We start from the raw sequence: 13181 nt of genomic DNA, 5'->3' as shown, positions 1-13181 counted from the left end.
GTATATCTTTAACCGCTATGCGCACCACCGTACTTGTAATCTTTTGCTGCCTCGGCTGGACCATCCGCGCCGAAGACGGCTACCGACTCTGGCTGCGGTACGACCGTATTCAGGACGTTACCCTCCGGGACGCTTATGCCCGTCAACTCGGCACGCTGTCCCTGTCACCCGGCATCGATACGACCGACGTGCAAGTTGGGGCGGCGCTTAAAGAACTGCGTACCGGTTTGGATGGCTTGTTGGGGATCGACCTGGCACCCGCGTCCGCGCCCCCCGGAAACACCGGCCTGCAGCTTACGCTTTTACCCTCCGGTCGGGATTCATCAGTGGGGGAGGAAGGGTACCGCATTCATAATGCTGATGGACGGTTAACGCTGGCGGCTCGCGACGGGAGCGGTCTGCTGTACGGAACGTTTCACCTACTGCGCCTGCTCCAGACGGGTCAGGTACTGGAGGGCATTGACCTGGTCGAAAACCCCGCTTACGATCTCCGCATCCTTAATCACTGGGATAATCTGGACGGCACGGTGGAGCGGGGGTACGCCGGCTTTTCGATCTTCAACTGGCATACCCTGCCGGAGGTGATCGACCAGCGGTACGTCGATTACGCCCGGGCGTGCGCTTCGGTGGGTATCAACGCCACCGTCGTCACCAACGTCAACGCCAACTCCCTGATCTTCAGGAAGGACTATCTGCGCAAGGCCGCCGCCCTGGCCGACGTGTTTCGGGCCTACGGAATCAAACTCTACCTGACCGCCCGCTTCAGTTCCCCGGTAGAACTGGGTGGACTGGAAACGGCCGACCCCCTCGACCCCGCCGTGATCGCCTGGTGGCGGGCCAAGGCCGACGAGATTTATACCCTCATCCCGGACTTCGGCGGGTTTTTGGTCAAGGCCAACAGCGAAGGACAGCCCGGCCCCAACGAGTACGGTCGTAGCCATGCCGAAGGAGCCAACGTACTCGCCGACGCGCTGGCCCCCCACGGAGGTACGGTGATGTGGCGGGCCTTCGTGTACGACAGCGACCCGGACGCCGACCGCGCGGCGCAGGCCTACGAAGAATTCGTTCCCCTGGACGGTAAGTTCCGGGACAACGTCCTGCTGCAGGTTAAGAACGGACCCATTGATTTTCAGCCCCGCGAACCCTTCAGCCCCATCTTCGGCGCCGTGCCGCAGACGCCCGTACTGCTGGAAGTACAACTGACCAAGGAATATCTCGGGCAGGGTACCCACCTGTCCGGACTCGCCCCCCTCTTCGAGGAAGTGCTCCGGGCCGACACCTACCGCGCTGGGGCCGGCACGACGGTGGCCTCCACCCTGAGCGGCATCGCCGGTGTGGCGAACGTCGGTACGGCCCGTAACTGGACCGGCCACCCCTTCAACCAGGCCGACTGGTACGCCTTCGGCCGGCTGGCCTGGGACCCCGGTCTCTCCTCCCGGGAAATCTACGAAGAGTGGGCCGCCATGACCTTCAGCGATCCCGGCGTGCACGCCACCGTCGTGGAGATGCTCCTGCGTTCGCGGGAATTCGTGGTGGATTACATGACGCCCCTGGGGCTGCACCACCTTATGGCTACGGGGCACCACTACGGACCGGGACCCTGGGTGGATGATCTGCACCGACCGGAGTGGAACCCGGCCTACTACCACCGGGCCGATTCCGCGGGCATCGGATTCGACCGTACGGCGAGCGGGAGTAACGCCCTGGCCCAGTACGCTCCGGAAGTCCGGGCGACAATCGGCGACCCCCGGACCTGTCCACCGGAACTCCTGCTTTGGTTCCACCATCTGCCGTGGGACTATGAAATGCCCGACGGCACCACTCTCTGGAACAGCCTGGCCCGGCGCTACGAGGCCGGGGTGGCCGGAGTACGGTGGATGGCTGAGGAGTGGGCCGGAATGGCGGGAAGCATCGATCCCGTTCGCCACCGCGAAGTCACCCAGTACCTCCGCATTCAACTGCGGGAGGCCGAGTGGTGGCGCGACGCCAGCCTGGCGTACTTTCAGTCGCTTAACGGTCTTCCCCTGCCGGTCGGGGTGCCGGAGCCGCCGCACTCCGTTGACTACTATAAATCGCTGGATTACCCCTACGCCCCCGGTATTCGCCCCCGGTGGTGATCACTTTTCTTACCGATCAGCTCCTCCATGTACCGACTCGCCCTCCTGCTCCTCGTCCTCTGCGCCTGCTCGGACGGTCCCCCGACCACTCCCGAAACCCGGCCGGTCGAAAATCCGAATGCGGGGAACACCGCCATTTACGACGTGGATGCCGACGACCCCTACGAGATCGGCGACGGCGCCTTTCTGGATATGCGGCCCGGCGCTCCCGTCGCTACCTTCCGTAAGTTGCTGAAGGAGGACGGCGGGCGATACAACATCCGGGGCCGGCGCAGGGACCGCCTGGGCTACGTCCTTACGGACGCGTCCGGAGAAACGATCGCGAGCATACACGTCACTTCTCCCGACGTGGTCACCCAAAACGGGATCCGGGTCGGCCTTACCCAGGATGAACTGCGCGAACGGATCGGTCCGATCACCCCGGGTGCCCCGGGACCCGACGGTCTGCGGTGCGTAACCCAGGACGCGCTTACGTACTGTCTACAGGGGCCGGCCGACGGTACCCCGGCCACCATCGTGGAGATCGTCCTGCAACCCTAATCGTTATGAATCCCGCCCTGCTCATTCTTGCGGCCGGCCGGTCCCAACGTATGGGGCAGCCCAAGCAGTTGCTACCCTGGAAGGGGGGGACCCTGCTCCGCCACACCGTACGGCGGGTGCTGGAAGCAGGGGAGGGCGAAGTATTCGTCGTACTGGGTGCTCACGGGGCGGCGGTGTCGGAGAGTCTGGCCGGACTGCCGGTCGAACTATTCCATAACCCCGCTTTCGCGGAGGGCCTGGGATCGTCCCTGAGTGTAGGGGCCCGAAGGATCGCGGCACTGGACCGCTTCACCCACCTCCTGGTCATTCTGGGCGACCAACCCGGTATTAGTCCCGACTACCTGCGGGAGATGCTGAACGAGGGACGCGAGCACCCCGACCGGATCGTGGCCACCGCTTACGGAGAACGCTCCGGGGTGCCGGCCCTCTTCCCCGCGGCGTATCTTGCCCGTCTCGCGGAAGGTGGCGGGGACGCGGGAGCCGCGCGAATACTGAACGCAAACCCTACGGACGTACTCCGGCTTACCCCACCGACGCCCTTATTCGATATCGATACTCCGGAAGATTACCGGCGCCATGAAGGAGATTAGAAACATCATCGAGCTATACGATCGCTTCCGCGAAGCCGGCACGGCCTGTGCCCTCGCTACGGTCGTTCGGGTGGAGGGATCTTCCTACCGTCGCATCGGAGCGCGCCTGCTCGTCGGTGCGGACGGTCGCTACACGGGGGGCATCAGCGGCGGCTGTCTGGAGGGCGACGCGCTGCGCCGGGCCCAGCGTGCCATTCACCAGGGGGCACCGACCAAGCGGGTGTACGATACTTTGGACGGGGAAGACCGGGAGATCGGCATCGGTCTGGGGTGCAACGGTCGCATCGAGGTTCTCTTCATTCCACTCGACTTCGGGGACGAATCGAACCAGATCGAAGTGCTGCGCCGGCGGCTGGACGTCCGCGAACCCCGTCTGCTCGTGCAGACCGTCACGGCTCCGGCCGGGGAACCACTTGACGGGGCGCTCCGGGAAGTCCCCCTGGACGCCGTCGATCTGCCGTACGGCAGGTCGCGGGTCGTAACCTTTACCGACGAGGACGGAAAGCGCAGCGAACGCTTGTTCGAACTGCTGCGGCCCGAGCTTCACCTGATTGTCGTTGGCGATAACTATGACATTCCGCCCCTGGTCACCACGGCGCTTCATCTCGGTTGGCGCGTGAGCGTGATCGGCCACCAACGCAAATTTTCGACCGGATTCGGGGATATCTCCCGTCACCTGTATGATTACGCCCGGGTGCATGATTTATTCGTGGACGACTACACCGCCGTAGCGTGCATGTCCCACGATTTCGATCGCGACGCTGAGATGCTAGAGCACTTCTTACCCCTCTCGCCTCCCTACCTGGGCCTTCTCGGACCCCGCAAGCGGGCTTTGAAACTCGACGGGCTGCTCCGGCAGAGGGGTGGAGCGGCCTTGCTGGACTACGCTCACCTGTACACGCCCATCGGACTGGACATCGGTGCGGAGACTCCCGAGGAAATCGCCATGTCGGTAGTGGCCGAGATCATCTCCGTTTTCCGGGATCGCGACGGTCGTTCCCTGCGTGGTCGACCGGGCACGATCCACCTGCGGACCGGGGAATGATTATTCGGCTTTCTCCTCTAGTTCGAGTTGCTCGGCTACCAGGGTCCGCTTGATCAGGTGATAGGTCTCTTCCTGACTGCGGATCGATAGGTCGCTGCCCCCACGGTAGTAGGTGTTGGCCTGCTGGTCGCTGAGCAGTCTGGCCTTCACGTTATCGGCCAACTGAATATCCAGGATCTCGAAGATCTTATCCTTCAGCTCCTCGTCGTAGACGGGGAAGGTCGTTTCTACGCGGTGACTGAGGTTACGGGTCATGAAGTCGGCCGACGAAAGGTACACGCGCTCCTCGCCGGAGTGGTGGAAGTGAAAGACCCGGGCGTGTTCCAGGTAGCGGTCGACGATACTGACGGCGTGAATGTTCTCGCTGTATCCCTTGCGCCCCGGCACGAGGCAGCAAATGCCCCGCACGATGAGGTTGATCTTTACCCCCGCCTGGCTGGCCTGGTACAGTCGCTCGATCATGGGTTCGTCCTGCAGGCTATTCATCTTCAGCGTCATGGCGGCCCGCCGTCCGGCCTTGGCTTCGGCGATCTCGTAGTCGATGAGTTCCTCCAGTCCGCTGCGCAGATTGAACTGTCCGACCATAAGGTGGCGGAAGGGTTGGTCGGGAATCATCACGTTTTCCAGGAAGCTGAAAATGCGCGAGACCTCGCTCGTAATGCGGGTATCCGCGGTAAATAGTCCGAAATCGCTGTACACCTTGGCGGTGTCCTCGTGGAAGTTGCCGGTGGACAAGTAGTTGTAGATCTGTTCTTCGCCGTTTTCCACCCGACGGACGAGCGCCAGTTTGGAGTGCACCTTCACGCCCGGAAAGCTGTAGTGCACGTGTACGCCGGCTTCCTCCAGTTTCTCACCCCAACGGAGATTGGCCTCCTCGTCGAAGCGGGCCTTCACCTCAATGAATACACTGACCTGCTTACCCAGCGTGACGGCGCGCATGAGGGCCTGCATGATGCGCGATTTCCGGGCCACCCGATACTGCACGATCTTGATGTGGGAGACGGCGGGATCTTCCGCGGCCCGCTCGAAGAACAGCACCACCGATTCATACTTATGGTAGGGATACACCAGGAGGTGATCGCGCTCCCGGATGGTGGCCCAGTAGTCGGAGGCTTCTTCCAGGGCGGGGTAGGGCAGGGGCGGCTGGGGCGGGTTTTGCAGTTTCGTCATCCCGAAGTTCGGGAAGCTGAAAAAGTCGAAGTTGTTGTGGTAGCGTCCTTCGGCCAGGATATCGTAGCGCTCCAGTTCGAAGGTATCCTGCAGGTATTCCCGCAATTCCGCCGGCATGGTGCGGTCGTATACGAAACGACTGGCGGGCCCTACGTGGCGGCGGTTCAGGCTCGTCTTGATCTTGGCCAGCAGATCACCGGAGAATTCATCGTCGATGTACAGCTCGGCGTCCCGGGTAAGCTTGATGCTGAAGGTATCCTCGATGTCGTAGCCGGGGAACATCCAGGAGACCGAATGACGCACGATGTCGTCGAGCATGATCAGGTTATGGTTGCCGTCCGTGTTCGGCAACTCGATGAAGCGCGGCAGGTGGTCGCTCGGGATCTTCACGATCGCGTAGCTGGTCTTGCCCTTCGCCTTGTCCTTCATGTAGATGGAAAGGTACAGCTGGGCGTTGTTCAGGAAGGGCCGCACCATATCCTTGATCAGTAGCACGGGCTGTACGTAGGGCAGCATGTACTCCCGGAAGTAGCTCTCCACGTAGGTTCGGTCCTCCTCGGTGAGGTCGAGTCGCCGCTTCAGGTGAATTCCGTGCTTGGCGAGTTGGGGAATGAGCTTCTTCTCGAAGATGCGGCTGAATTCCACCTGCTGGCGGTTCACGATGCGCTGGATGGTCCGGACCGTCTGCTTGGGACTGATGTCCAATTCCCGCTTGGTTTTCTTATTCACCCGCAGCAGGTTCCGGTGGTTAGCCATACGGACGCGGAAGAACTCATCCAGGTTAGAGGAATAAATGGCCAGAAACTTCAGGCGTTCGAACAGCGGCAGCGTGGGGTCCTTAGCCTCCTGTAGCACCCGGTGGTTAAAGGAGAGCCAGCTGATGTCGCGGGGTATGGCCGGAAAGTCTTTCATATTGATCGGGGGGAATAATACCAGTAGGCTAAAAAAGGGTCATTTGCTCCGGCCCCCGGTGGGGCGATGGGCCCCGGGTCACGGCGAAGTCCATCGCGGCAAGATGATCGGCCAACCAGGCGGAAGCATCGGGGGCCAACACGTTCTCGGGTTCGTGGGGAAAGATAAACGATTCCGGCAGATTCCATTCCCGCAGCTTCTCGGCCCAACTGGCCAGACGGCTGTAGTCGCTCTCGATCAAGCCGTTGCCAACGAAACGAACTACGGTGCGCGGGGCGGTTACGTAACCGTGCAACACGTCGCGACGACCGGCCACGTCACTGATCACGGCCGCGACGCCCCGGGCGGCCAGCGCATCCATCAGCGCTTCGGTAGCGTAGGGGTCGTCGAACCAACTGGCGTGGCGCACCTCCACGGCCAGGGGAAGCAGCCGGGGCCAACGGTCCAGAAACCGCTCGACTACCGCAAGCCGGTCGGCTCCGAAATAGGGGGGCAGTTGAATGAAGGCGCAGCCCATCTTTTCGCGTAGGCCATCGAGGGCGGCTACGAATCGCGGCAGGGCGTCGCCCCCGGCGCCGAGGTCATTGACGTGGCTGATCGACTTCGGCACCTTGGGGCAAAACCGGAAGTCTGGCGGGACGGTAGCGTACCACTTTTCCACCGTCTCCGTAGTGGGGATGCGGTAGTGGGTGGTATTCAATTCAATGGTATTGAACTGCTCGCCGTAGTAGAGAAGAAAGTCGGCGGGCTTAGCGCCCTCGGGGTACCACTTTCCCACCCATTCCTTCATACTCCAGCCGGTGGCGCCGAGATAGATATGGGGGCGGCCCTGGTCCGCCCCCAGCTCGAACCGATCAAGCCGGGCGGCATTGGCAAGGGGCTCCACGGGCAATTCGTAGTGGATGGCTGCCGGATCGGGGACCTGACCAAATTTCATAACACAGGAAACTTTTAATATATAATGTCCAATAACATATGGAATGCTAAGTTTTAAGGAAAGTGGGCTTTTACTCACATTTAAGCAAGTTTGCCTGATTGCTTAGTCAACACCTTTAACTCACCCCGTATATGTATTTGCGCATCGGCCAACTATTGTTCGCCCTACTATTCACCTGTACCGTCAGCGGGCAACCGGAAAAAATAAAGTTCGGACGCATCTCCGATGAAGACCGGCAACTCCTTTCCGCGCCGGGCGATTCCGCCGCGGCCGCTTACGTGCTTTACGACGGTCTGCACCTAACCTTTGAATATCTCCAGGGCAAGGGCCCCGTTCGGGTAGAACGTTTTCACCGGCGCCTCAAATTACTGAAGCCCAGTAGTTTCGACCGGGCCGACATCATCCTGCCCTACAACCGGGACTATCAAGACATAACGGGCGTAGATGCCGTAGTCCACCTTCCCGAAGGCGGTACCGTCAAACTATCGAAGCGCGACATCATTACCGAAAAACGCGCGGACAACCGGGAAGCCATCAAATTTACCTTTCCGCAGGTCAGTCCCGGGGCCACGATCGAGTACGAATACACGCTGCGCTCCGAAAGCATTCTGGTGCCGACCACTTACCAGTTTCAGGAAGACATCCCCGTACGCTGGGCCGAGTACACCGCCCGCATCCCCGTGTACTATAAGTACGTCAGCCTGGGCAACCAGGGGCAGTACGCGATTAACGACGTTTCAATGGTTCGTTTAGCGTGGAACGGTCCGCGGTTTTCGGTCCCTGGTGCCTACAGCAGCGGCAATGCCAACGTCATCGAACAATCCAGCATCCACTGGGCCATGGCCGACATACCGGCCTTCGAGGACCAGCCTTACACCAACAATTTCTCGGACTATCTGCCTAAGGTCCGCCTGCAACTCCAGTCCGTGCAGTACCCCAATCAGATGATCACCAAGATCTTCAGCGACTGGACGACTACCGTGAAGGACCTGCACGCTCGCCGCGATTTCGGGAAGTACTACCAGCGAAAGGGCAACTACGGAAAGCTCTGGAAGGAAGCCGAAGCGGTAGTGATGGCCGGCGCTACCGACCGGGAGAAGATCGACGCCGCCTACTATTTCATCTGCCGCCGCCTCAAGTGGAACGGCCATTATGGCATCCTGGCCTCCGAAAGCCCGAACGACGTGTTCGAGGGCGGCGGCGGCAACAGCGCCGACCTCAATATCGCCCTGCTCGCCTTACTCAACGAAGCCGGCATCGAGGCGCAACCCCTGCTGGTCTCCCTGCGTGACGGTGGAGCACCCATTGAAATTTACCCCCTCATTACCCAGTTCGATCACCTCATGGTCTACACCGAAGTCGACGGACAGCCCTACCTGCTCGACGCCAACGGACCCGATCGCCCACCCGGACTGCCCCGGGTGAACGCCCTCAATCACCGGGGCTGGATCGCGGACGAACTCAATCCCCGGTGGGTCGACGTAAACGTCCCTTCCGCCCGGCGGACCGTCATGGCCGATCTGTCGCTCGGCGCGGATGGGTACGCCGAGGTAAGCCTGCAGAGTCGCATGGACAGCTATTTCGGCTTCGACGCCCGCTCGTGCCTGGATGAGATGGAATCCGGTAACGATGCCCCCCTGGCCGAGGAGATCCGGACGGTGTTCCCCGAGGCGGAGATCGTCAGCCACGAAGTCCTGAAGGGTGGGGACAACTCCAGCGAACCCCTGGCCTACCGCATGAAAGTCAGGATACCCGCCGCAATGCCCAGTGAGGATTACCTCTACGTACAGCCCATCCTGCTGCCGGCCCTCGACAGTGAACTCGACGACGTGGAAACGCGGCTTTATCCCATCGACTTCCCCTATCCCCAGCGCTTGCAGTATATCAGTAACATCCGCTTGCCGGAAGGTTACGCGGTCGAGGAACTCCCCCAGTCCGTGAACCTCGTCTCCGAGGATGGAGGAATGAGCGCGAAGTACGTAGTGGAAAGTAAGCCGGGACAAATGATCAGCCTCATCTTTGAGGTCGAGCTAGACCGCACGCTGTATTCCGCCGCCGAGTATCCGGTCCTGCGTGAAATGTTTCGGCGCGTGATCGAGATTCAGGAATCCGCCATCGTCCTAAAACGCGCCAAATGATCCGACTTTCACTCCTTTGCTGTCTGCTCTGGGCGGGCGCGCGGGTGCAGGCCCAATCCGATGTGCCGAGCCTGCTCGTCCTCGATTCCGTCCTCCGGCAGAACGCTAACTCCACCGTGCTGGAATACGACGTGGTATTCCGGGTGAAGAGCGACCGGACGGCTACCTACGGCTACCGAAAGGTTACCGGCCTACTCAACGACCGCCACGAGGACGAAGACCGGCTGGTGGAGAACTTTGACGGTGACACGAAGATCACCACCTTTCGGGCCGCCGTCCATGACGTGTTCGGCAAGCAAACCTTCTCGTCCAGGAAGAAGGACATTGCAGTGCACCGCTACAACGATCAAATGTCGTTTTACCAAGATCTCTGGCTACAGGGTGTCCAGTCCCCGTGTCCGACCTACCCCTGTACGGTGACGCATGAGGTCGAAAAGGACCTGAATGACTTCGGTTTGATGGGCGTTAGCCAGTGGCGACCGGTCGGTCGGGAACAGTCCCTCGTGTCCGCCTCCTTCACCGCCTACGTACCCCTGGACAACGAACTGCTGTACGACAGCAATCTCCTGCCCGATCCCGAAATTACGGTCGAGGGCAAGGAACGGGTATACCGGTGGAAGGTCGGTCGGCGTGCGGCCCAGGTTAGTGAAGCACAGGCTCCGCCCGTAACGGAAACGCTCCCGTATCTCCGGGTCGGGCTGGCCAACTTCGAAATCGACGGCTACCGGGGCAGTTTCCGGGACTGGCAGTCCTTCGGGCGTTTCATTGGCGACATCTCCGCCGGCCGGGACGAACTGCCGGACCAGCTGGCCGCCGAAGTGCGGGAAAGCATTGCCGGGATTGACGACGAACGTACCAAGATCGACCGCCTCTACCGCCTCATGCAGGCCCGTACGCGCTACGTAAGCATTCAACTGGGACTGGGGGGCTGGCAGCCCTTTTCCGCCGAATATGTCGAAAGAAACCGCTACGGCGACTGTAAGGCCCTTAGCAACTACATGGGTGCCCTGCTGGCCGAGGCGGGTATTGAATCGTACCCCGTACTCATCCACTGGAGCCGCCGGGCGCCCTACGATCCCAAACCGGAATTCGCCGCCTCCCCCTTCAACCACATGGTGCTGTACGTACCCTCCCAGGATATGTACCTGGAGTGTACCAGCAGCGACGCCCCTACGGGGTACCTAGGAGAAGGCAAGGAGGACCGCAACGTGCTCTGGATCACGCCCGAAGGAGGACAGCTCCAGCGCACTCCGGCTCCGCGACCCGCCGATAACGGGCACACCCGGACCGTCGATCTGCACATCACGGACAAGGACAATGTCGGCGTCAATTTGAGCGCGACCTTTTACGGCTCGAAACAGGAAGATTTTCGCTCGCTGGGTGCCCACATACCCGACCGGCAGGACCAGATCGAGTTTCTCCACGAGAAGGGTTTCTTGCCGGATATTTCGGGGGAGGCCTACAGCTTCTACAGCGACCCCGACCGGCCGGTAGCGCGGGTCGACTACCGGACGCAGGTAAGGAATTACGTTCGCCGAATGGGTAAGCGCTACTTCGTTCCGGTCAACCGCTATTACGCCTACTCCTGGGTACCGGAGGTTGGTGAAGATCGCCAGCTGCCCATCGATTTCACCGCTTCAAGCTTTGTCGTCGATACGGTCAACGTGGTGCTCCCTCCCGGATACGCGGTCGAAAGCGGTCTCAGCGCCGAGGAGATCGTTTATACCCACGAAGTGGGGGAATACCGCGCATCCCTGCGGAAAACCGAGGACGGCGTGCAGTGGATCCGTACACTGAAGTTTCAACCGACCCGCCTCCCGGCTACGGCCTACGCGGATTACCGGCAGTTCTTTATTGACGTGAGCAAGACCGAAAGGATACAGCTGGTCGTAAAGGAAGGGCAGACCAAGTAGCTCACGGGCCGAAGCGTACCGACTGGTGCTTTTTGTCCGTATCCAGCCCCTTGTACAACCATTCGGAAAACAGGCTATCCATGAATGGCGTGATCACGTAATTCAGCAGGGGTACCAGGATGGCGGTTTCCAGGATGAGTTTGAACCACAGGGGCTCGATGCCCGCCCACTGCAGGGCATAGGCGATGATCAACAGGGGAGGAAACAGGCCCAGCCATTTTACTAACATCAACTTCCAGGTAGGAGGTGCCACTCCTTCGTTTGGATTTCCCATGCGCCTGACTTTTGTCCTTTAAACCCGGTACGCGGTCCGGGGTTGCACACGAAAAGGGCCGGCCGGATCACTGATCCGACCGGCCCCCTTCGTTCGGCGAGCAACGCTGCGGTCTAGTAGCGGTAGTGGTCCGGCTTAAAGGGACCGTTCTGGTCTACACCGATATACTTGGCCTGGGCCTCGCTGAGGTCCTCCAGTTCTACACCGATCTTAGCGAGGTGCAGGCGGGCAACCTGTTCGTCGAGGTGCTTAGGCAGCATGTAGACCTTATTCTCGTAGTCTCCGCTGTTCTTCCACAATTCGATCTGCGCCAGCACCTGGTTGGTGAAGCTGTTCGACATGACGAAACTGGGGTGCCCCGTGCCGCAACCGAGGTTGACGAGCCGGCCTTCGGCGAGAACGATGATGTCATTGCCGTCGATGTTGTACAGGTCGACCTGAGCCTTGATGTTGTCCTTGGTGTGGCCGTAGTTCTTATTGAGCCAGGCCATGTCGATCTCGTTGTCGAAGTGACCGATGTTGCAGACGATCACCTTATCCTTCATCGCCCGGAAGTGGCGCTCGCTCAGGATGTTGAAGTTGCCCGTAGCGGTCACGATGATGTCGGCCCGGGGAACCGAGTTCTCCATCCGCTTCACTTCATAGCCGTCCATGGCGGCCTGCAGGGCACAGATGGGGTCGATCTCGGTTACGATCACCCGGCAACCGGCTCCGCGCAGACTCGCGGCCGTGCCCTTACCTACATCGCCGTAACCGGCCACGATGGCCACCTTACCGGCCATCATCACGTCCGTGGCGCGGCGGATCGCGTCTACGGCCGACTCCTTACAACCGTACTTGTTGTCGAACTTCGACTTGGTTACCGAATCGTTCACGTTGATGGCGGGCATGACGAGGGTACCGTTCTTCATCCGCTCGTACAGCCGGTGGACGCCGGTGGTGGTTTCTTCCGACAGTCCCCGGATGTCGCTGACCAGCTCCGGATGCTCGTCGAAAACCATATTGGTGAGGTCACCGCCGTCGTCGAGGATCATGTTCAGTGACTTTCCGTCGGGGAAGGCGTACAGCGTTTGCTCGATCGCCCAGTTGAACTCCTCTTCGGTCATGCCCTTCCAGGCGAAGACCGGGACTCCCGCGGCGGCGATGGCGGCGGCGGCGTGGTCCTGGGTGGAGAAAATGTTACAGCTGGACCAGGTAACCTCCGCACCCAGTTCTACCAACGTCTCGATGAGGACGGCGGTCTGAATGGTCATGTGCAGACAGCCGGCAATGCGGGCGCCCGCCAGGGGCTTACTCGGACCGTACTCCTCCCGGAGGGCCATAAGTCCGGGCATTTCGGCCTCGGCCAGTCTGATTTCCTTGCGGCCCCAGTCGGCCAGGTTGATGTCCTTTACTTTGTAATTCGGACGCGTTTCGGTTGCGGGCATACTACTTGATTTTTACGGCCGCAAAGGTACGGCTCCGTGGGAGAAAGCGTATCCCGCCGGGATGGTTCATACGGGCAAAATTTCCGTCGCTCCGACGAGAACGGAAATGGATCGCACC

10 protein-coding genes are annotated in these 13181 nt (G+C 60.7%); 6 read left to right on the top strand and 4 right to left on the bottom strand.

The window, feature by feature from the left end:
• The first annotated feature begins 17 nt into the window (after positions 1-17).
• The 4 genes from NMA52_RS16725 to NMA52_RS16710 are packed head-to-tail and all read left to right on the top strand — an operon-like array spanning position 18 to position 4292.
• A complete protein-coding gene (locus NMA52_RS16725) occupies positions 18-2117 on the top strand; it encodes an alpha-glucuronidase family glycosyl hydrolase (protein WP_254828854.1) in 2100 nt (699 codons plus the stop codon).
• A 27-nt stretch (positions 2118-2144) separates the two neighbouring features.
• Complete coding sequence (locus NMA52_RS16720) at positions 2145-2657, top strand: hypothetical protein (protein ID WP_254828853.1); 513 nt, start codon at positions 2145-2147, stop codon at positions 2655-2657.
• A gap of 5 nt (positions 2658-2662) precedes the next feature.
• Positions 2663-3247 carry an NTP transferase domain-containing protein gene (locus tag NMA52_RS16715; protein WP_254828852.1) on the top strand — a complete coding sequence of 195 codons (585 nt, stop codon included), beginning with the start codon at positions 2663-2665 and terminating at the stop codon, positions 3245-3247.
• The gene (locus NMA52_RS16710; protein ID WP_254828851.1) at positions 3234-4292 is read left to right on the top strand and encodes an XdhC family protein; all 1059 of its coding nucleotides are present in this window, start codon (positions 3234-3236) and stop codon (positions 4290-4292) included. The genes NMA52_RS16715 and NMA52_RS16710 overlap by 14 nt, the downstream gene beginning before the upstream one ends.
• On the opposite strand, the gene ppk1 is transcribed toward NMA52_RS16710, so the two are convergent.
• Entirely contained in the window at positions 4293-6374 is a 2082-nt protein-coding gene (gene ppk1, locus NMA52_RS16705) for a polyphosphate kinase 1 (RefSeq protein WP_254828850.1), read from the bottom strand.
• A gap of 28 nt (positions 6375-6402) precedes the next feature.
• Entirely contained in the window at positions 6403-7311 is a 909-nt protein-coding gene (locus tag NMA52_RS16700) for a DUF72 domain-containing protein (protein ID WP_254828849.1), read from the bottom strand.
• A gap of 131 nt (positions 7312-7442) precedes the next feature.
• Between NMA52_RS16700 and NMA52_RS16695 the strand changes: the two genes are divergently transcribed.
• Both NMA52_RS16695 and NMA52_RS16690 read left to right on the top strand, forming a co-directional pair.
• Positions 7443-9449 carry a DUF3857 domain-containing protein gene (locus NMA52_RS16695; protein WP_254828848.1) on the top strand — a complete coding sequence of 669 codons (2007 nt, stop codon included), beginning with the start codon at positions 7443-7445 and terminating at the stop codon, positions 9447-9449.
• Positions 9446-11362 (top strand): hypothetical protein, encoded by a 1917-nt coding sequence (locus tag NMA52_RS16690; protein ID WP_254828847.1) that lies wholly within the window; start codon positions 9446-9448, stop codon positions 11360-11362. Before NMA52_RS16695 ends, NMA52_RS16690 begins: the two co-directional genes overlap by 4 nt.
• Before the next feature lies 1 nt (position 11363).
• Here NMA52_RS16690 and NMA52_RS16685 read toward each other — a convergent pair whose 3' ends face one another.
• Both NMA52_RS16685 and ahcY read right to left on the bottom strand, forming a co-directional pair.
• Positions 11364-11591: a hypothetical protein gene (locus NMA52_RS16685; RefSeq protein ID WP_254828846.1), complete on the bottom strand. Its 228-nt coding sequence runs from the start codon at positions 11589-11591 to the stop codon at positions 11364-11366.
• Positions 11592-11749: 158 nt separating this feature from the next.
• A complete protein-coding gene (ahcY, locus tag NMA52_RS16680; RefSeq protein ID WP_254828845.1) occupies positions 11750-13063 on the bottom strand; it encodes an adenosylhomocysteinase in 1314 nt (437 codons plus the stop codon).
• Positions 13064-13181: the final 118 nt, after the last annotated feature.

Source organism: Lewinella sp. JB7 (genome assembly GCF_024297185.1).
Lineage (GTDB): Bacteria > Bacteroidota > Bacteroidia > Chitinophagales > Saprospiraceae > Neolewinella.
Note: the sequence above shows the minus strand (reverse complement) of the source record. Positions and strands in the feature narration are given on the sequence as shown.

Bases quoted from the DNA above. Each gene is read 5' to 3' on its own strand.
- NMA52_RS16700 (WP_254828849.1), bottom strand. From the start codon at position 7,311: ATGAAATTTGGTCAGGTCCCCGATCCGGCAGCCATCCACTACGAATTG.
- NMA52_RS16685 (WP_254828846.1), bottom strand. From the start codon at position 11,591: ATGTTAGTAAAATGGCTGGGCCTGTTTCCTCCCCTGTTGATCATCGCC.
- NMA52_RS16720 (WP_254828853.1), top strand. From the start codon at position 2,145: ATGTACCGACTCGCCCTCCTGCTCCTCGTCCTCTGCGCCTGCTCGGAC.
- NMA52_RS16690 (WP_254828847.1), top strand. From the start codon at position 9,446: ATGATCCGACTTTCACTCCTTTGCTGTCTGCTCTGGGCGGGCGCGCGG.
- NMA52_RS16695 (WP_254828848.1), top strand. From the start codon at position 7,443: ATGTATTTGCGCATCGGCCAACTATTGTTCGCCCTACTATTCACCTGT.
- NMA52_RS16725 (WP_254828854.1), top strand. From the start codon at position 18: ATGCGCACCACCGTACTTGTAATCTTTTGCTGCCTCGGCTGGACCATC.
- NMA52_RS16715 (WP_254828852.1), top strand. From the start codon at position 2,663: ATGAATCCCGCCCTGCTCATTCTTGCGGCCGGCCGGTCCCAACGTATG.
- ppk1 (WP_254828850.1), bottom strand. From the start codon at position 6,374: ATGAAAGACTTTCCGGCCATACCCCGCGACATCAGCTGGCTCTCCTTT.
- NMA52_RS16710 (WP_254828851.1), top strand. From the start codon at position 3,234: ATGAAGGAGATTAGAAACATCATCGAGCTATACGATCGCTTCCGCGAA.
- ahcY (WP_254828845.1), bottom strand. From the start codon at position 13,063: ATGCCCGCAACCGAAACGCGTCCGAATTACAAAGTAAAGGACATCAAC.